The organism is Blautia luti (genome assembly GCF_033096465.1).
Classification (GTDB): domain Bacteria; phylum Bacillota; class Clostridia; order Lachnospirales; family Lachnospiraceae; genus Blautia_A; species Blautia_A luti.
In genome coordinates this window covers 813,677-831,374 of the sequence record NZ_AP028156.1, presented here as the reverse complement: position 1 = coordinate 831,374, position 17,698 = coordinate 813,677, and the positions used below count along the sequence as shown (strand labels likewise).

The 17,698-nt window shown below is 45.0% G+C and carries 17 protein-coding genes and 5 tRNA genes; 6 read left to right on the top strand and 16 right to left on the bottom strand.

Annotated elements, in window-relative coordinates; genetic code table 11:
- Positions 1-3 precede the first annotated feature (3 nt).
- Complete coding sequence (locus R8695_RS03885) at positions 4-1,149, bottom strand: toxic anion resistance protein (protein WP_154780715.1); 1,146 nt, start codon at positions 1,147-1,149, stop codon at positions 4-6.
- Positions 1,150-1,172: 23 nt separating this feature from the next.
- Positions 1,173-2,423 carry a 5-bromo-4-chloroindolyl phosphate hydrolysis family protein gene (locus R8695_RS03880; protein ID WP_154780716.1) on the bottom strand — a complete coding sequence of 417 codons (1,251 nt, stop codon included), beginning with the start codon at positions 2,421-2,423 and terminating at the stop codon, positions 1,173-1,175.
- A 252-nt stretch (positions 2,424-2,675) separates the two neighbouring features.
- On the opposite strand from R8695_RS03880, the gene R8695_RS03875 reads away from it, so the two are divergent.
- A complete protein-coding gene (locus R8695_RS03875; protein WP_154780717.1) occupies positions 2,676-3,701 on the top strand; it encodes a branched-chain amino acid aminotransferase in 1,026 nt (341 codons plus the stop codon).
- A 54-nt stretch (positions 3,702-3,755) separates the two neighbouring features.
- Here the strand turns inward: R8695_RS03875 and R8695_RS03870 are convergent, their stop codons facing one another.
- From R8695_RS03870 to R8695_RS03850, 5 genes are all read right to left on the bottom strand, one after another.
- Complete coding sequence (locus R8695_RS03870; RefSeq protein WP_118510245.1) at positions 3,756-4,247, bottom strand: dihydrofolate reductase; 492 nt, start codon at positions 4,245-4,247, stop codon at positions 3,756-3,758.
- A 53-nt stretch (positions 4,248-4,300) separates the two neighbouring features.
- Positions 4,301-5,149 carry a thymidylate synthase gene (gene thyA / locus R8695_RS03865; RefSeq protein ID WP_118510167.1) on the bottom strand — a complete coding sequence of 283 codons (849 nt, stop codon included), beginning with the start codon at positions 5,147-5,149 and terminating at the stop codon, positions 4,301-4,303.
- A 23-nt stretch (positions 5,150-5,172) separates the two neighbouring features.
- Positions 5,173-6,141, bottom strand: a complete 969-nt coding sequence (locus R8695_RS03860; protein WP_154780718.1) for a diacylglycerol/lipid kinase family protein — start codon at positions 6,139-6,141, stop codon at positions 5,173-5,175.
- A gap of 173 nt (positions 6,142-6,314) precedes the next feature.
- On the bottom strand, positions 6,315-7,979 hold the full coding sequence (locus R8695_RS03855; RefSeq protein ID WP_154780719.1) for an alpha-glucosidase: 1,665 nt from the start codon (positions 7,977-7,979) through the stop codon (positions 6,315-6,317).
- A 123-nt stretch (positions 7,980-8,102) separates the two neighbouring features.
- A complete protein-coding gene (locus R8695_RS03850) occupies positions 8,103-9,023 on the bottom strand; it encodes an AraC family transcriptional regulator (protein WP_154780720.1) in 921 nt (306 codons plus the stop codon).
- A gap of 253 nt (positions 9,024-9,276) precedes the next feature.
- Here R8695_RS03850 and R8695_RS03845 point away from each other — a divergent pair, with 253 nt between their 5' ends.
- Complete coding sequence (locus R8695_RS03845; protein ID WP_118510175.1) at positions 9,277-10,074, top strand: sirohydrochlorin cobaltochelatase; 798 nt, start codon at positions 9,277-9,279, stop codon at positions 10,072-10,074.
- Between the two features lie 93 nt (positions 10,075-10,167).
- On the opposite strand, the gene R8695_RS03840 is transcribed toward R8695_RS03845, so the two are convergent.
- From R8695_RS03840 to R8695_RS03825, 4 genes are all read right to left on the bottom strand, one after another.
- Positions 10,168-10,677 carry a VanZ family protein gene (locus tag R8695_RS03840; protein WP_118510177.1) on the bottom strand — a complete coding sequence of 170 codons (510 nt, stop codon included), beginning with the start codon at positions 10,675-10,677 and terminating at the stop codon, positions 10,168-10,170.
- Positions 10,674-11,147: a hypothetical protein gene (locus tag R8695_RS03835; protein ID WP_118510179.1), complete on the bottom strand. Its 474-nt coding sequence runs from the start codon at positions 11,145-11,147 to the stop codon at positions 10,674-10,676. Before R8695_RS03835 ends, R8695_RS03840 begins: the two co-directional genes overlap by 4 nt.
- A gap of 48 nt (positions 11,148-11,195) precedes the next feature.
- The gene (locus R8695_RS03830; RefSeq protein WP_154780721.1) at positions 11,196-11,357 is read right to left on the bottom strand and encodes a hypothetical protein; all 162 of its coding nucleotides are present in this window, start codon (positions 11,355-11,357) and stop codon (positions 11,196-11,198) included.
- Positions 11,358-11,436: 79 nt separating this feature from the next.
- Entirely contained in the window at positions 11,437-12,360 is a 924-nt protein-coding gene (locus tag R8695_RS03825; protein WP_118510247.1) for an alpha/beta fold hydrolase, read from the bottom strand.
- Positions 12,361-12,479: 119 nt separating this feature from the next.
- Here R8695_RS03825 and R8695_RS03820 point away from each other — a divergent pair, with 119 nt between their 5' ends.
- Together R8695_RS03820 and R8695_RS03815 are read left to right on the top strand one after the other, a co-directional pair.
- Positions 12,480-13,532, top strand: coding sequence for a DUF5067 domain-containing protein (locus R8695_RS03820; protein ID WP_118510181.1), 1,053 nt, complete (start codon positions 12,480-12,482; stop codon positions 13,530-13,532).
- 126 nt (positions 13,533-13,658) lie between these two features.
- Entirely contained in the window at positions 13,659-13,874 is a 216-nt protein-coding gene (locus R8695_RS03815; protein ID WP_118510183.1) for a DUF378 domain-containing protein, read from the top strand.
- Between the two features lie 115 nt (positions 13,875-13,989).
- Here the strand turns inward: R8695_RS03815 and R8695_RS03810 are convergent.
- The 4 genes from R8695_RS03810 to R8695_RS03795 all read right to left on the bottom strand — a co-directional run bounded on the left by R8695_RS03810 (position 13,990) and on the right by R8695_RS03795 (position 14,300).
- Positions 13,990-14,062 (bottom strand) — tRNA-Gly (locus R8695_RS03810).
- A gap of 3 nt (positions 14,063-14,065) precedes the next feature.
- Positions 14,066-14,136: transfer RNA gene (locus tag R8695_RS03805), tRNA-Gly, on the bottom strand.
- A 17-nt stretch (positions 14,137-14,153) separates the two neighbouring features.
- Positions 14,154-14,226 (bottom strand) — tRNA-Gly (locus R8695_RS03800).
- 3 nt (positions 14,227-14,229) lie between these two features.
- A tRNA-Gly gene (locus R8695_RS03795) sits at positions 14,230-14,300 on the bottom strand.
- A gap of 254 nt (positions 14,301-14,554) precedes the next feature.
- On the opposite strand from R8695_RS03795, the gene R8695_RS03790 reads away from it, so the two are divergent.
- Positions 14,555-16,390: a glycoside hydrolase family 2 protein gene (locus tag R8695_RS03790; RefSeq protein WP_243139559.1), complete on the top strand. Its 1,836-nt coding sequence runs from the start codon at positions 14,555-14,557 to the stop codon at positions 16,388-16,390.
- Positions 16,391-16,473: 83 nt separating this feature from the next.
- Here R8695_RS03790 and epsC read toward each other — a convergent pair whose 3' ends face one another.
- Positions 16,474-17,400, bottom strand: coding sequence for a serine O-acetyltransferase EpsC (epsC, locus tag R8695_RS03785; protein ID WP_118510249.1), 927 nt, complete (start codon positions 17,398-17,400; stop codon positions 16,474-16,476).
- Positions 17,401-17,607: 207 nt separating this feature from the next.
- Between epsC and R8695_RS03780 the strand changes: the two genes are divergently transcribed.
- A tRNA-Ser gene (locus R8695_RS03780) sits at positions 17,608-17,695 on the top strand.
- The last annotated feature ends 3 nt before the right edge of the window (positions 17,696-17,698 follow it).

Genomic DNA, 17,698 nt, shown 5'->3' with positions numbered 1-17,698 from the left:
TTTTTATTTTCTGATCTCCAGAAGTTTTCGTTTCAGCTCGTCTTCCATACGGCGCATTTCCATCTCTGCTGCCTGTCTCTTCTGACGGCCTTCCATCTGGATGCGCATCACATCATCCAGTGTCTGGATCAGGTCTGCGTTCGTCTTCTGAAGGGTTTCCATATCCACTACTCCACGTTCAGATTCTTTGGCAGTTTCCACAGTTGCCACATGAAGCATCTCCGCATTCTTTTTCAGAAGTTCATTGGTAACATCGGTTACCTGTCTCTGGGCCTTTGCTGCTTCTGCAGAATGTGCGATTCCCAGAGCAAGTACCATCTGACTCTTCCATAACGGAATGGTATTTACAATGGTTGTCTGGATCTTCTCTACCATTACCGTATCATTATTCTGAATCAGACGGATCTGCGGTGCAGTCTGCATTGCGATGGTTCTGGTAAGTTCCAGATCATGCAGCTTCTTCTCGAAGCGGTTGCATTTCTCATCCAGGTCTCTGGCTGCCTGCGCGTCCTCCGGAAGTCCGCTCAGTACTGCTTTATTCTTCAGTTCTGCAAGTTTTCCGTTTCTTGTTTCCTCCAGTTTCTTCTTGCCTGCCAGAATATACATGGTAAGTTCTTTAAAATAATTCAGGTTCTGCTCATACATCTTATCCAGCATGGCAGAATCTTTAAGGAGACGTACCTGATGCTGCTGAAGAGAATCTGTGATCTTTTCAATATTCCCCTCTGCCTTGGCATATTTGTTCTTCATATTCTCAATTTTCGAAGACTGTTTCTTAAAGAATCCGAAGAATCCACTTTCTTCTTTCGCTTCAAAATCTTTCAGTTCTCCGACCACATTTGTGATCAGCTCCCCGATTTCTCCCAGATCCTGCATCTTCACATTCTCCAGTGCTGTATCGGAAAAATCTGCCATCTTCTTCTGGGTTCCCGCTCCGTACTGAAGGATCTGGTTTGTATTCTCAATATCAATCTTTGCAGCAAATTCCTCCACCATTTTCTGTTCTGCTGGTGTGAGTGCCGGTGCTTCCGGTTCCTTCTCCGGCTGTTTGACTTCTGCAATTTCTTCTTTCTCTTCCACTGCGCCAAGATCCGGTTCCAGGGTCAGTGATGGTGTTTCCATTTCAAAATCCTTAAACTCTTTTTCCATGTTTTCTCCTTTTGATCAGGCTTTTATTTATTCATCTTCGCGAAATCATCATCTGTCAGACCTTCCTGTGCCAGCAGTGTATGCAGTACGGAAATATCGCTGGAAACATCCCATGCCGTATCCTGGAATACAGAATCCAGCAGTTTCTCGAATGCCTGGTTTAAGGTATCCAGTGTATCCTCGATCTCTTTCTTCGAAGACTTGATATTCTCCCCCTGTACCGGCATCCTGTCCATTTCTTCGTACGCATCCAGCAGTTTCACAGTCATTGGCAGATAATAATTCATCATCTTTTTCAGATCCGGTATAATCTCCGGATGCTTCTGTGCACGCTCGAAAATTTTCTCCACGATCAGTTCCATTCTGGAAATCTTGGCAGAAATCTCTACGCCCGGGATTGCATCATTGCTCTTATGGATCTTATCCAGAAATTCATTTCCCTTATCCAGAACTTCCTGAACCTCCGGGGAAAAGTCTGCCTGACGTCTCTCTTCTTCCTGTTTCTTCTCTTCCAACGCCTTCGCGGTCTGGGTATACTGCTGATAGGTTTCGTTGCTTGTGATCAGACAGGTTTCCTGGGCATCAATATGTCCCTGGCGGAACCACCCATCACTGATCATTTTCTTTACATCTTTTTTTACAAATTTCACAGGTTTCCCTACTGCTGCAGAGAGCTGTTCGAAGTTACAGTATGTGTGAGTTCCCAGTGTGCCGATGTATTTCTGGAAACGTTCCAGCTTTCCTAATTTTTTTATGCCGCCAGTGAGAAGTCCCACCCCGGCCAGTGCTCCTGCTGCCAGGAAACAGGTTCCACCCAGCACAAGGGAACTCATATGTCCCACTGTACCGAAAATAGACAGAACCAGTGTGCCAAGTCCCATGCCACTGGCAAGGATACCGCCGGAGATGGCAAGCATCATGCCTTTCATTCTTCCCCCTGTATTCCTGTCATACAGAGTCAGCATGCGCTCTTTCGCTTTCTCCTCTTCCTGCTTCTTTCGTTCCTGTTCACGTTCCCGTCTGCGTCGTTCTTCAAACTCTTTCGTCTTATTATGATACTCGGAATTTCCTGAACCAAACATACTGTTCAGACCATTCCTGATAGCTTCACTTCCGGTATCAACAGCAGAATTCAGCGTACTGTTTATGGTCTGTCCTACTGTCTGTTTAATATCCTCGGTCATCTGCCTGTAATCCTTCGTGGAAACCGCTGTATCTATGATCTCTTTTATTCTGTCTCCAAGTTCTCCTAATTCGTCAAAATTTTCGCTCATGTTGACCTCCATTTTTCTATTCCATATTATAGCGAAATCCAATATAAAAAACAAGACTGGCACATCGTTTCTGCTGGTTCCACTTGAAATCCGGCGTTTTTTCCCCGGTATTTTTTATTTTTCTCCAAAATTTTACTGAAATTGAAAATTTCCCATTGAAGTTAACAAGCAAAAGTTTTACAATGGTAAAGAGATAAACAGTAATCACACTTGAAAATACTGTAATATGTGTGAACGGAGGAAAGATTCATTATGGAAAAAAAGAATATCGACTGGGGCAACATCGGCTTCGGTTACGTACAGACTGATTATCGTTATGTATCTAAATTTAAAGATGGCGCATGGGATGCCGGGGAACTGACAACAGATCCTAATGTAACACTGAACGAATGTGCAGGTGTTTTCCAGTATGCGCAGACAGCTTTCGAAGGAATGAAAGCTTACACAACAGAAGACGGACGTATCGTTACTTTCCGTCCTGACTTAAACGCAGAGCGTATGGCAAACTCAGCCAAGAGACTTGAGATGCCTGTATTCCCGGAAGACCGTTTCGTTGATGCCATCGTTCAGACAGTAAAAGCGAACGCAGCATATGTTCCACCATATGGTTCAGGAGCTACTTTATATGTTCGTCCTTACATGATGGGTACTAACCCGGTTATCGGTGTGAAACCTGCTGACGAGTATATGTTCCGTGTATTCACCACACCTGTAGGACCATACTTCAAGGGCGGCGCTAAGCCGATCACAATCCGTGTCACTGATTTTGACCGTGCTGCACCTCATGGAACAGGTCATATCAAAGCTGGTCTTAACTATGCAATGAGCTTACATGCAATCGTAGATGCCCACAAGAACGGATTCGATGAGAACATGTATCTTGATGCAGCTACACGTACGAAAGTAGAAGAAACAGGCGGTGCTAACTTCATCTTCGTTACAAAAGACGGCAAAGTTGTTACACCTAAGTCTGACAGTATCCTTCCTTCTATCACACGTCGTTCCTTAATCTATGTTGCTAAGGAATACCTTGGATTAGAAGCTGAGGAAAGAGAAGTATACTTCGATGAAGTAAAAGATTTCGCTGAATGTGGTCTCTGCGGTACTGCTGCAGTTATCTCTCCTGTTGGAAAGATCGTTGACCATGGCAAAGAGATCTGCTTCCCAAGCGGAATGGAGAAAATGGGTCCGGTTATCCAGAAACTCTACGACACATTAACAGGAATCCAGATGGGCCGCATCCAGGCACCGGAAGGATGGCTGAAAGTGATCGAATAAAAAATCGCGCTGTGTTTGTGTTAACAACACAGCGCATTTTTTATTTCTTATTCATTATTTCTTTCTCTCATATTTTACAAACTGGTACTCCAGATCAAAATATGTCTGCTCCTCGCTCTCTGCCGTGATCTCCCAGTCCTCGTCTTCATCCAGATTCGGGAAATAACTGTCTGCTTCATATGCGAAGTCGATTCTGGTCACGTGCGCTGTATCACAGTATGGAAGCATCTGTTTGTAAATGCTGTCACCACCAATACAATACACATCTTCTGATGGATATTTCTTAACCTCTTCCAGTGCCTCTTCAATACTGTGGACTACAATGGCACCTTTTCCATCGAAATCCGGATTCTTGGTAATTACAATGTTGGTTCTGTTTTTTAATGGCAGTCCGTTTGGAAAAGTTTCCAGAGTTTTTCTTCCCAGAACCACTACTTTCCCGGAAGTTTCCTCACGGAACATTTTCATATCCGCCGGGATGCTTACCAGAAGCTTGTTGTCTTTGCCAATTGCCCAGTTCTGGTCTACTGCTACGATTAAATTCATCTCTTTTTCCTCCTGATATCTTTCTTCTGTATCATCTGTACTGTCATTTACGATCAGATGGCCACCGGAATGTTCTTGATCTGCGGCCATGTCTCGTAATTCTCAACGATCAGATCATCTGTTGTAAACTGATAGAAATCTTTCACTTCCGGATTCAGTTTCACGATCGGTGCCGGATATGGTTTTCTCTTGATCATCTCTTTTACTACCGGGATATGGCGGTCATAAATATGACAGTCAGCCACCACATGAAGCAGTTCCCCTGCCTCCATATCACATACCTGGGCGACCATCATAAGCAGGATTGCATACTGGCACACATTCCAGTTGTTTGCTGTAAGAATATCCTGGGAACGCTGGTTCAGGATCGCGTTTAATGTCAGTTTCTCATTTCCCGGTGTCTGTGTTACATTGAATGTCATGGAATAGGCACAGGGATACAGATTCATCTCATGGAGATCCTGATGTACATAGATATTTGTCATAATTCTGCGGCTGAACGGATTGTTTTTCAGATCGTAGAGTACTCTGTCAACCTGATCCATCATACCTTCTTTGTACTGATGCTTCACACCAAGCTGGTATCCGTAAGCCTTGCCAATGGAACCGTCCCCATCGGCCCAGCTGTCCCAGATGTGACTGTGGAGATCATTGATATTGTTTGACTTCTTCTGCCAGATCCAGAGGATTTCGTCCATGGCGCTTTTTAATGCGGTACGTCTCAGTGTCATGGCCGGAAATTCTTTTCTCAGATCATATCGGTTTACTACGCCGAATTTCTTGATGGTATAAGCAGGCGTTCCGTCTTCCCATACGGGACGTACTTTCTCACCTTCCGTGCTTGTACCGTTCTCCAGGATGTCCTGGCACATTTTTATAAAAACATCATCTGCGTAACTCATCGTCTCATTCTCTCCGTTTCGTATTATTTGATCATATTGTCTTTATGCAGCAACTGCAGTTTCTTCTCCAGGCAGCAAAATTCTGCCCGTTTTACATCCCCGCAATATTCTCCGTCTGCATGAAGGACCATGGGTTTGTCCAGAACCATGCGGAAATTTTTCTCATCGCGGATATTAAATCCTTTGATTCCTTCCTGCTTCGCTGCAACCAGCAATGGAAGAAGGAAAAATGTCCGCCATTTGGCGATTCCCGATGCACTGCTTAAAGATAAAAGTCCATCCTTCGGGGATGCCTCCGGTGCCATGGGGACACCGCCGCCCTCTGCCGGAAGGTTCATGGATGCTGCGAAGATCATCTTCGGAAGGATGTAGCCGCCGTGCTCTGTGATCACCTTCCCGTTGGCAGTTTCCATAGTAAATAATGACTGCACAGTCAGAGCCAGATATGTAAGTTTACCCAGATGCAGACGGTTTAAAACCCGTTTCAGTCTGGAATCCAGTGCCTTCTTACACACAAGAGCATCCAGTCCCACCCCTGCACTGATTCCGAAGATCCTGGGCTTTTTGCAGCCTTCCCAGGTAACCTGTCCCAGATCGATCCGCAGAAGTTCTTTGCCCTGGCGGTCCCTGCGGATGCACACCAGGATCTGTCGCAGACTCTCCTCCGGTGTTCCGGGAAGCTTCAGATTTCTGCAGAAATCATTCCCCGAACCTGTAGGGATCACTCCTAGACGTACCCTGTCAAAATCTCTGATTCCGTTCAGCACCTCATTGATGGTGCCGTCGCCTCCCACCACGATCAGATAAACCTGGGCCTTTCCCTCCATTGTGGAAATCTTCTCCGCCAGTCTGGTGGCATGTCCCCGGTATCTGGTAGCATAGGCTGTATAATTTACTTTATATCTGCGCAGTAATTTCTGGGTTTCATTCCACACCTGAAAGGCTTTTCCCGTTCCTGCGCCGTTGTTTACAATAATCTGTATCTGATTCATTTTTCTCACCTTACGCCTTTCCTACTATCATACAATATTTGCCCTATCCATACAAGTAAAAAGAATCCTGCCAGCGACATAATTCTCCATAAAAAAGCACCTCTTTTCATGGAAAACGCAACTGTTCTCCATAAAAAGAGGCTTCTCTCACAACTTTATATTCTATTCTTAATTTATACTTCCAGCACCAGGAACTGATATCCCTGAAGAATCAGTTTATTTCCGTTCTCAGACAGCTCATGGTAATTGTTCAGCAGAACCTTTTTGTATCCATGGGAAAGTTCGATGCTCTGAGGCCCTTTCTGGTAATTTCCCACTACCAGAAGTGTCCGGTCCCCTTTGCGGTAATATGCCATCAGGTTGTGTACATCCTCCCATACAGGCTTCAGTGCACCATAGACAACTGTTTCTTTATATTCAGGATCCTTGCGCAGTGCGATCAGTTTCTTATAGAAATTCCATACAGAATCCGGATCTTTCATCTGTGCTTCTGCATTGATCCTTGTATAGTTGGAGTTTACTTCCAGCCATGGTTTTCCACTTGTGAAGCCCGCATTGGCCCCGTCTGTCCACTGCATCGGAGTTCTGGCATTGTCTCTGCTGAATCTTCCCACACTCTTTAAGGCTTCCTCCGGTGACAGCCCTGCTTCCAGAGCTACTTTATACTCATCCAGGGTGGAAATATCATCCACCTGTTCAATAGACTGGAACTCTACGTTTTCCATTCCGATCTCCTGGCCCTGGTAAATAAACGGAAGGCCGCGAAGCATAAAGTTTAATCCACCCAGCATTTTTTTGCCCGCTTCTGTGCATTCGCCATCCGGCAGGTAACGGCTTACGCCACGTGGTTCATCATGGTTCTCGATAATATTGGAAACCATTCCCTGATCTCCGATCTTCGCCTGGGTCTCAAAACAGCACTTCTTGTACTCATCCGGAGTGATCTTGCGGCAGTCATACCAGCCTTTATCAGAACCTCCGCAGATCGTTTCATTGAAATCAAACATACTGGAAAAATATCCGTTCTCTCCGATGAAATCCGGAATCTCCTCCGGCTTTTCATTAAAGACTTCCCCTACGGAAAAAGCATCATACTTCTTAAAAGTCCGGTCTCTCATCTCACTCAGAAATTCTCCGATCCCTGTAGCTTCCTCCAGCATCTTGTGGATGCTGCTTAAACCGTCTTCTCTGTCCGGTTCATAATCGTGCAGGGGAAGTGCCTTCTTGATATTGATGATGGCATCGATACGGAAACCACCCAAACCTTTGTCCAGCCACCAGTTGATATTTTTGTAAACTTCCTCTCTTACTTCCTGATTCTCCCAGTTCAGATCCGGCTGTTTCTTATGGAATACATGGAGATACTGCTTATTGGTTCCAGGCAGATCCTCCCATACAGGACCACCGAAATAGGAGCGCCAGTTGGTCGGCAGTTCCCCTTCTTTCTTATCTCTCAGGTAAAAATATTTTCCGTACTTTCCATCAGGATCTTCACAGGCTTTTTTGAACCATTCATGTTCATCGGAACAATGGTTTACAACCAGATCCATCAGGATGTACATATCTCTCTTCTTCGCTTCCGCGATCAGTTCATCCATATCTTCCATGGTTCCGAAACGCGGATCAATATCATAATAATCTGAAATATCATAGCCCTGGTCAGCCAGCGGGGATTTATAGCAGGGAGACAGCCAGACGATATCCACCCCCAGATCCTTTAAATAATCCAACTTGCTGATCACACCCCGCAGATCCCCGATCCCGTCGCCGTTCGTATCGCAGAAACTCTTCGGGTAAATCTGATATGCAACTTTGTCATTCCACCATTTTTTTATCATTTTTATAGTCCTCCGTAATCTGATCTTACGTTATATTTCGTCTTTTCGATCGTTTTAACTGAACTATATTATAAATGCATATTTCCCTTACGTCTTACTTTTATTTGATAAAAAAATACGAAATCATGACCTTTTACGGTACTGTAAGGGTGTGGTGTCTGTGTATCTGCGGAATTCCCGGAGAAAATTTCCCAGATTGTTATAACCACATTCCAGACAGATCTCCATTACCGTCAGGTCTGTTTCTTCCAGATAATGTCTTGCTTTTTTTATCCTGTACTCATTTACATACTCAATAGGAGAACGACCGATGGCTTTCTTGAAAAAGCGGCAGAAATACTGCTCGTTCATCCCGATCAGGTCTGCCAGATCCCGGATATAGATTTTTTCCTTATAATTGTCCTGGATATATCCGATGGCCTTTTTGATGGTCTCGATCCTCCGGTCATTGTTCCTACTGGTTTCTGTAAACATTCTATTGGCAGACAGTACCGTCAGGATACGCAGAAGGGACGCTTTGACAGCCAGCTGACAGGTAATATCCTCTGTCACGGCCTGCCCGTCGCAAATCCCCTCTCCTGTGCATGATCTGCCGAAAGCATTCTGGATATTCAGAAAAGCATCCCTTACTGTTTTAAAAGCCGGACTCTCAGTTTCAATACATCGCGGAAACAGAAGCCTGCCATTCTGGATCGGCTGCAGCAGTCTGGTCTGTACCTGATCCATGGAAGAAGCGAAGTTCAAGATATCCATGTGAAAAACAACTGCATCCTCCATACATTCTCCGTCCTTCTCTACCGAAATGCTGTGCAGTTCTCCTGGATTGATAAAGAAAATACATTCTCCGCTGATCCTGTATTTCTCGATATTGATCTCCACACAGAATTCTCCACCAGAAAAATAAATGATCTCAATTTCCTCATGCCAGTGGTGCTGCACCATGATTCCTTTTTTTCTGGAACCGGTCCAGTAAATGGCGCATGGAAAATCCTTTGTCCCGTGGACCCTTCCTTCTCTTAATTTCGGTAATTTTTCATTCTGCATTTTTATGGATGGCTCCTTTTTTATCTTTATCTCCTGACATTATATTACTGTTCACTCCGCAATGGTATTTAGATAATCTATATCCTTAGTTAGTCTTAAGGGTATAGATTATCTAAATACCATTGACCTGTGAACAGTAACTCCATTATAGCATTCATAAAAAAATTTTTCTACTGTTCTTGAGTTTTCGATTTTTCCCCTGTATAATGAAGCACGAGTGCGCATAATATGCCAATTATTAAGGAGAATACCAATGCCTATACCTGAAAAAACTGCGGTTCTGGTGATCAGCTTCGGAACAAGCTACCCGGAAACCCGCAAGAAAACCATAGAAAAGATTGAAAAAGATATCCAGCAGGCCTTCCCGGATCTTCCCTGCTACCGTGCATGGACCAGCCCCAGGATCCGGGCCAAACTTAAGAAACGTGACGGGACCCACATCATGGATATTGCAGAAGCCATGATACAGATGAAAAATGACGGGATCCGAAACGTGATCGTACAGCCGACTTATGTGATCACAGGATTTGAGAGTGACGCCATGAAAAAAGAAGTCCTGGCATCTGAAAAAGATTTTGATTCCATCGTGATCTGTGACTCCCTCATCGTAACACAGCAGGACGAAGAAGAAGTCTGTCAGGCACTGATCCGGGAATATCATCCTGCACCAGAAGATCTCCTGCTTCTTATGGGACACGGGACAGAACACATCGCCAACGAACTCTACCCGGAAATGGACCGCCTCTTTAAAGAGTCCGGCTGCCCGAATATCCATATAAGAACTGTGGAGGGTGATTTCTCCCTGGAAACCTTCCTTGAAGAATTACGAACCATTCATCCTGCCCACGTACATCTGGCACCTTTCATGATCGTAGCCGGTGACCATGCTTCCAACGATATGGCAGGTGAGGATGAAGATTCCTGGAAAAGCATTCTGGAAAAAGAGGGATTCCAGATTTCCTGTACCCTGCAGGGACTGGGAGAACTTCCATCCATCAGAGATATTTTCCTCCGCCATGTCCGCGCAGGATCTGCACAGCTGACCCGCTGATCCCGGCATTCGAGACTGCTGCAATTTCCTGTACCAAAAAACTGCGATACCTCTTACATCCTCTCACTGTGATGTAAAAAGTACCGCAGTTTTTTATTTTCGTTTTTTCTTCTTTTTCTTTACCGGGCTGTTCAGTGCGGACCAACAGAATGCCTGTACCAACAGAACACCGATCATGGCTCCTATGCTGTCTATCCCCACATCCTTCACAGAGGGAGTACGGCTGTCCACGAAAGACTGGTGATATTCATCCAGCCCCGCGAATCCCACACATACGATCCCTGCCAGGATCATCAGCCAGATTCCCCTCACACCGTACACATACAATGGAAAAGAAATGGCAACTGCCAGCAGGAAATACTCTGTCATATGCGCTGCTTTTCTTACATAATGATGAATTCCATCCGCCGCACAGGAAAGCTCCTCAGGGCTTTTGTTTTCATTAAACAGTTCATTCTTGGTCTCCACGATCTTATAACTGATCTTATAGCTCAGGTCACCGGATACTTCTCCGGTCTGCGCGGAAAACGAAAAGATCACATACATCATAAGAAGTGCAGGTACGAAAGAAAAAGGTTTCAATAACATCTTTACGATTTTCATTTCTGATTCTCTTCTTCCTCTTCTGATGAAGCTTCTTCCTCATCCAGTCTCTTCGCCAGATTCGCTCTGTCTGCAATGCTCATTTTCTTCTGGGCTGCAGGCTGTTCTTCTGTTTTCAGTTCTCCGCCGGCTGCTGCTTCTGCACCTGCCATACCAGCTGATTTTCCTGCTTCCAGTTCCTGTTTCATCTTATTAGCCTTCAGAAGATTCTTTCCTCCTGTAAACACCAGGCCTGCTCCAATGATCAGAAATACGATTCCAATCAGCAGGAAAATGGGTGTGGCACCTTCTTCTCCTCTGATAACAGCTGCTGCCAGACTGTAGCCTGTATACAGAAGATAAACTCCAGCCAGCATCCAGAGAAAGGATCTGCCTGCAGGCTGTGCAGCCTTCTGCGCTTCTGATGTATCTTCCAAAGAATTCTCTGCCTCAGTATTCTCCGGCAGGTTTTCTTTTTTCTGTTCCTCCATAAGTAAAAACCTCCTGTTTTTATATTTTTAAATTGCCCGAATATAATATTACCATTTTTTCACATCTGCGTAAAGCAAAAAGACCGCCGGATTTTCTCCGACAGCCTCCATACGTACCAATTCCCCCTGTTCTGCTGGTCTCCTGCCCGCGCACCCGGCACAAAGCAACAGCCCTGTCAGGATCAGGAAAAAAATCCCTTTTCGAAACATCAAGTCTCTCCTTTTCATTTCTGTGTTCAAATTTATTATGAGATCCCGGATGTTTTTTTATTCAGTTTTTTATTCGGTTTCAGAATCCTTTTTTCTTTAAATATACTGCAATGTCATGATAAACCTGTTCTTTATTCTTCTCATTCAGGATCTCATGGCGCATTCCCGGATAAAGTTTGCCCTTTACATCCAGATATCCTGCATGGCGCATATTCTGCACTGCCTTTGCGAAATGCCGCACATTGATCATGCATGGATCTTCTGCTCCGCTTACAAACAGCACCGGCATCTTCGGATTGGTGCAGGAATAATGTTCTGCATCATAGGCCCGCTTCATCAGATCAAACAGCGCCAGATAAGCATCATCTGTGAAAGTGAATCCGCAAAGTTCCGATTCTTTATATTCTCTGGCAACTTCCGAGTCAGAACAGATCCAGGCTGTACAGGTTTTATCTTTGCGGAATCTCATCACACCTGTGCCGAAAGACAGCCCCTCTATCAGCCAGCTTCTGTGTCTCGGTCCCAGAACAGCCTTCTCCATCCTGGCAACTGCCACTCCCAGTGGTCTGGCCGGGTTATTGCTGGGAGAACCGCACACAATCAGCATATCCACCGTGCTGTCATGTTCTGCCACATAGGCACGTACAGCCAGAGATCCCATACTGTGTCCCATCAGGATCACCGGCAGATCCGGGAAATGTACATGTATTTTACGGTTCACTGTTCCGATATCCTGAAGCATAGCATTCGCTCCGCCTCCGTATGTATATCCCAGATCCTGCTGGTATTTTACGCTTTTTCCATGGCCTCTGTGATCATGGATCACCGTCACATAACCCTGTTTCGCCAGGAATTTCATAAATGGAAGATATCTTTCTTTATGCTCGCTCATGCCGTGAACCAGCTGGATAACTGCCCTGTAAGGCTTCTGATCCGGCAGAACTGCCATAATGGAGATTTCCAGACCGTCTGCTTCTGATTTAAAAGAACTCTCATATTTCATTTTCTCTGCCACTCCTTTCTTTTTATTATAATAGAAGAAATTTGCCAATGTCAACGCATTCTGCTATAATAAACCCGTAAACGAAATAATTGATATACCTTACTAAGACAGGAGGAACCATGAGTAAAAAAAATAAAAAAAGCCATGCCGGTCTGATCGTTATTCTCGTGATCCTGGTACTGGCAGTGGCAGGCGGGACTGCATTCTATCTGTATCAGCGCCAGCAGCCGAAAAAAACTGCCGAACAGTTCCTGGACAGCATGCAGAAAATGGACTTTACCACAATGGAATCCCTGCTTCAGAGCAGCGATCTCTCAGCCCTTGATAACGCAGACATCCGCAATGCAGCATATACAGATTTCTTCACAGCGATCAACCAGAAAATGACCTATAAGATCACCGGAAACAGATTCGATATCCAGAACGGAACCGCCTCTGTTACAGCACATATCACTTATGTGGACGGCACGAACATTTATAAGGAAACCATCACGGAATTCCTTCGCCAGATCGTAGCCAGTGCTTATTCCGGAGCTCAGCTCAGTGAAGAAGAAACCCAGGAAAAACTGGCATCCATCCTGAACGAAAAAGCAAAGAGCAGTGAAAAAGATGAATTCTCAGAAGCAGATATCATCTATCCGCTGATCAAGACAAATGAAGGCTGGAAGATCGTTTCTCTGGATGATGCTACCGTAAAGATCATGTCAGCCAACTTCAAGAGTGTAGAGGACGAGATCAACAATTCCCTCAATAATATGGACAATGACAGCAGTTCATCCTCCTCACCGGAAGCCACAGAATCCGACACTTTGAACCTGACCACTGACAAGTTCACCATCAAGTACAAAAAACACACCATCACCAAGGATTTCGCAGGTAACCCCTGTATTATGATCTACTATGATTACACCAATCATTCTTCCTCAGCATCCAGTGCAATGGTAGATGTTAATCTGAAAGCTTATCAGCACGGAGAAGTCTGCGACGCAGCAATCCCGGAGAACAATGATGATGCCATTGATCATTACACTGCCGAGATCCAGCCGGAACAGACAGTTACGGTATGCCAGGCATTTACTCTCACAGATGAAAGTGACGTGACCGTACAGGTTCAGGAAGCATTCTCTTTCGACGAAGATGCCACCGCAAGCCAGATCCTGAAAGTAAAATAAGTTCTGCTCTCTCTGGCAGAGAAACACTATGCACAGTTTTCATGATTATTTTTGAAAATTGTGCATATTTTTTTTCACACTGCGCACACTGTAGAATATCACGGATGGATGAAAGGATGGTGACTTATGGGAAATAAATGTTTACGATATACAGCACTGACTATTGCCATTATTGGGGCTGTAAACTGGGGCCTCATCGGCTTTTTTAATCTGAATCTGGTAGCACTGCTTTTCGGAAGCATGAGCTGGATCTCCAGGATCATCTATGGTCTGGTGGGGATCTGCGGACTTTATCTTCTTACTTTTTACGGTGATTCAGATACAGCCTCTGAAGAATCCTGATATCAAAGACAATACTCTTTAATCCTTCCTGAGACAGGAGAGCATCCCGGTGTGCTCTCCTGCTTTTTATTTCTCATGCATACAAAAAAGACTCCGGAAAATCCGAAGTCTCAAGAGCGATAGACGGGGCTCGAACCCGCGGTCTCGACCTTGGCAAGGTCGCGCGTTACCAACTACGCCACTATCGCACAAGCGGGTGATGGGAATCGAACCCACGTATCCAGCTTGGAAGGCTGGTGTTCTACCATTGAACTACACCCGCAGATATTCAGTTAAAAGAGCGATAGACGGGGCTCGAACCCGCGGTCTCGACCTTGGCAAGGTCGCGCGTTACCAACTACGCCACTATCGCATAAGCGGGTGATGGGAATCGAACCCACGTATCCAGCTTGGAAGGCTGGTGTTCTACCATTGAACTACACCCGCACAGTTGTCTGTGCATCTCTGCCGCATCAACGAAGATTAGTATATATGATGAATCTTCATTTGTCAACACTAAATTTAAATTTTTTCTATTTTTTTAATAGCATGTACAATTTAGTCTCTTTCAGACAATTATCCCGTATTTCTTTTCTTCTTTTCCCCTCACAAACTGTTGTTTTTCATGTATAATAAGGTTATATATGTACCCGTTTTTATACTTTCCATTGATCTTATACTCAGAAGGAGGACCTGATATATTGAAAAAACTGAAAACCATCTGGACTGAAGCAGCAGCCCAGGGAGAGACATTAAAAGAATACCCACGTCCTGGTATGAAGCGAAAACACTGGATCAATCTGAATGGTATGTGGGATTATCTGATCACAGACAAACGAATTCTGCCACATCAGTTTTATGAAAATGAATACTTCCCCTTTGACGGACAGATCCTGGTTCCATTTTCACCGGAAGTACCCCTTTCTCAGGTAAACAGACAGCTTCTGCCAGATGAAGTCCTGTGGTATTCCCGCGTAGTCCAGCTCCCAGAAGGCTGTCTGGATGTGAACAGCCAGCGGCTTCTTCTTCATTTCGGAGCTGTTGACCAGATCTGCAGCGTATATATAGGCGGTAAATTCGTGGCTTACCATAAGGGGGGATATCTGCCATTTACTGTAGATATCACGGACTTTATCGCAGAAGACCTGACTGTTTCTATCCTCATCAGTGTACACGATTTCAGTGATACTTCTTACCATGCCAGGGGAAAACAGCAGCTGGAACGGGGCGGGATGTTCTACACTGCCCAGAGCGGGATCTGGCAGACTGTATGGATGGAAATTGTACCAGATAAATACATCAAAGACATCCGCACCACTCCGGATTATGATAAAAAAAAGATCCGCATGAGAGTTCGTACCGCTTCTGCGCAAGATCAGAATGCAATCACCTGCAGAATTTATCCCCCTGTTTTTCTGGAATCAGAGGGACTTACAGACGATTTACTGCACGAAGAGATTACTTCTGCTGCTTTGCTCCCTGGAAAGGAATCTGCTATTCCCATTCCGGAAAGCGCGCAGAAATCCTGGACCCCGGAAGAACCTTGGCTCTATCCTTATTCTCTCGAATATGGCGAAGACCGTGTTCTGGGCTACTTTGCCCTTCGCAAATGCAACGTCCAGACGGCAGCTGACGGATATCCACGCTTCTTCCTCAACGACCAGCCTTATTTCCAGAACGGCGTGCTGGATCAGGGCTATTGGCCGGATGGACTTTATACTGCACCCTCTGACGAAGCACTGATCCATGACATCTGTGCCATGAAAACCCTTGGCTTCAATATGCTTCGCAAACATGGCAAGATCGAGGCTGACCGCTGGTATTTCCACTGCGACCGTATGGGAATGCTGGTATGGCAGGATATGCCCAACGGCGGCTCTGATTACCAGCACTGGTTCGTCACCTATCTCGCCACTCTGCTGAACTGGGCACGGATTCCGGTAAAAGATGTTCATGCACACCTTCTCTCCCGTACAGATGAAGACGGCCGCCAGGAATATATCTATGAGCTCCGGGATATGATAAAAACACTGTACAACCACCCTTCCATTGTCACCTGGATCCCGTTCAATGAAGGATGGGGACAGTTTTCTACGAAAAAAGTTACAGATTTTATCCACAGACTGGATCCTTCCCGCCTGGTAGATTCTGCCAGCGGATGGTTCGATCAGGACTGCGGAGATATCAACAGTCTGCATTATTATTTTCTGGGACTTCCCATCCCCAGATCAGAGCGTGTACTTGCACTCTCTGAATTCGGCGGCTATTCTCTGCGCATTCCGGAGCACAGTGCCTGCCGCAATATTTATGGATATAAGAACTTCAAAAACAGTAAAGAGCTCACCGACGGCTTCGTCGGTTTGATGAAAGATACCATCATCCCTTCTGTAAAAAAAGGATATTCTGCCACGATTTATACACAGCTTTCAGATATTGAAGAAGAGACCAACGGACTGCTCACTTATGACCGCAAGAAATTAAAGATGAATCCTTCTGCTGTCAAGAAATGGAATAAACTGCTGAAAAATTCCTTATAAAAATAAGAAACTATCCTGCACAGGCATCAAAGCAGTCGGCTTGATGCCTGGCAGGATAGTTTTATTTATGTCACCACTCAGGATCAGTTCTCCCAGTCCCACACATTCGTAGTTTCCACTGCACTTCTCGGTTTCTTGATCACAAGTTCAGGGCTCTTGGCACTGACCTTGGTGTTTGCCGGAATGGACTCTGTAATGAAGGTGTTACCTCCAATGATCGTATTCTCACCGATCACAGTTTCACCTCCAAGTACAGAAGAGTTCGAGTAGATCGTCACATTGTCTCTGATCGTCGGATGTCTCTTCACATTGGCAAGCAGCTGTCCCTGACGGGTAGAAAGCGCACCCAGTGTCACACCCTGATACAGCTTCACGTTCTTTCCGATCTCTGTAGTCTCACCAACTACAACACCGGTTCCATGGTCAATAAAGAAATATTCTCCGATGGTTGCCCCCGGGTTGATATCAATGCCTGTATAACCATGGGCATACTCAGACATGATCCTTGGAATAAACGGCACATTCTCCTGATAAAGAACATGTGCAAGTCTGTATACATAAATCGCATAAAATCCAGGATAGGAGAAAATGATCTCTTCTTTACTCTTGGCTGCCGGGTCGCCGTCAAATCCCGCCTGCAGATCAGTTAATAACATACGCTGGATCTCCGGCATACTGGTGAAGAATTTCTCTGTGATCTTCTCTGCATGTTCTTTCGCCTTCTGCTCTTCTTCTCCCTGATATAAAAATGCAATCTCGATCTGCTCCTGTAAGCAGTCGTACAAATCATTCAGGCGATATGCCACATAATGTTCCGGGAACACACTGGCACTGGAATCTACACTGAAATATCCTGGAAAGATAATGGATCTCATATCTTTAATAAAATCGATGATCTCTTTCTTATTCGGAAGACGTCCTCTGTCTTTTCCCAGAAAAAGTTCTTCTTTACGGTAAGTATCTGTCAGCTTCTCCACAGCTTCCAGAATCGTTTTCTTCTTATCTGTCATGATGGTCACCTGTCCGCTTTCCTCGCAGCTGCTTCCCTGCCTTGGACAAAAATCGCTTTATCCACAGGGTAAACAACCGCATTTTGTTATTATCTTATTACAGTGAGAGCAATTCGTCAATAAAAAAAGATTTGACCTTTTCACTAATTCCTTATATAATAAAAAACAGTTCCGGTTATTCCGCGGAACTGTTTTTCATCTTAATATGGAGATGTACCCAAGTGGCTGAAGGGTCCGCACTCGAAATGCGGTAGGCCGGGCAACCGGTGCGAGGGTTCAAATCCCTCCATCTCCGCTT

Coding starts and splice junctions, on each gene's coding strand:
- thyA (WP_118510167.1), bottom strand. CDS start 5,149: ATGAGTTACGCAGATGATGTTTTTATAAAAATGTGCCAGGACATCCTG.
- epsC (WP_118510249.1), bottom strand. CDS start 17,400: ATGACAGATAAGAAGAAAACGATTCTGGAAGCTGTGGAGAAGCTGACA.
- R8695_RS03825 (WP_118510247.1), bottom strand. CDS start 12,360: ATGAAATATGAGAGTTCTTTTAAATCAGAAGCAGACGGTCTGGAAATC.
- R8695_RS03815 (WP_118510183.1), top strand. CDS start 13,659: ATGGGAAATAAATGTTTACGATATACAGCACTGACTATTGCCATTATT.
- R8695_RS03875 (WP_154780717.1), top strand. CDS start 2,676: ATGGAAAAAAAGAATATCGACTGGGGCAACATCGGCTTCGGTTACGTA.
- R8695_RS03860 (WP_154780718.1), bottom strand. CDS start 6,141: ATGAATCAGATACAGATTATTGTAAACAACGGCGCAGGAACGGGAAAA.
- R8695_RS03880 (WP_154780716.1), bottom strand. CDS start 2,423: ATGAGCGAAAATTTTGACGAATTAGGAGAACTTGGAGACAGAATAAAA.
- R8695_RS03885 (WP_154780715.1), bottom strand. CDS start 1,149: ATGGAAAAAGAGTTTAAGGATTTTGAAATGGAAACACCATCACTGACC.
- R8695_RS03870 (WP_118510245.1), bottom strand. CDS start 4,247: ATGAATTTAATCGTAGCAGTAGACCAGAACTGGGCAATTGGCAAAGAC.
- R8695_RS03850 (WP_154780720.1), bottom strand. CDS start 9,023: ATGCAGAATGAAAAATTACCGAAATTAAGAGAAGGAAGGGTCCACGGG.
- R8695_RS03835 (WP_118510179.1), bottom strand. CDS start 11,147: ATGGAGGAACAGAAAAAAGAAAACCTGCCGGAGAATACTGAGGCAGAG.
- R8695_RS03855 (WP_154780719.1), bottom strand. CDS start 7,979: ATGATAAAAAAATGGTGGAATGACAAAGTTGCATATCAGATTTACCCG.
- R8695_RS03820 (WP_118510181.1), top strand. CDS start 12,480: ATGAGTAAAAAAAATAAAAAAAGCCATGCCGGTCTGATCGTTATTCTC.
- R8695_RS03830 (WP_154780721.1), bottom strand. CDS start 11,357: ATGTTTCGAAAAGGGATTTTTTTCCTGATCCTGACAGGGCTGTTGCTT.
- R8695_RS03840 (WP_118510177.1), bottom strand. CDS start 10,677: ATGAAAATCGTAAAGATGTTATTGAAACCTTTTTCTTTCGTACCTGCA.
- R8695_RS03845 (WP_118510175.1), top strand. CDS start 9,277: ATGCCTATACCTGAAAAAACTGCGGTTCTGGTGATCAGCTTCGGAACA.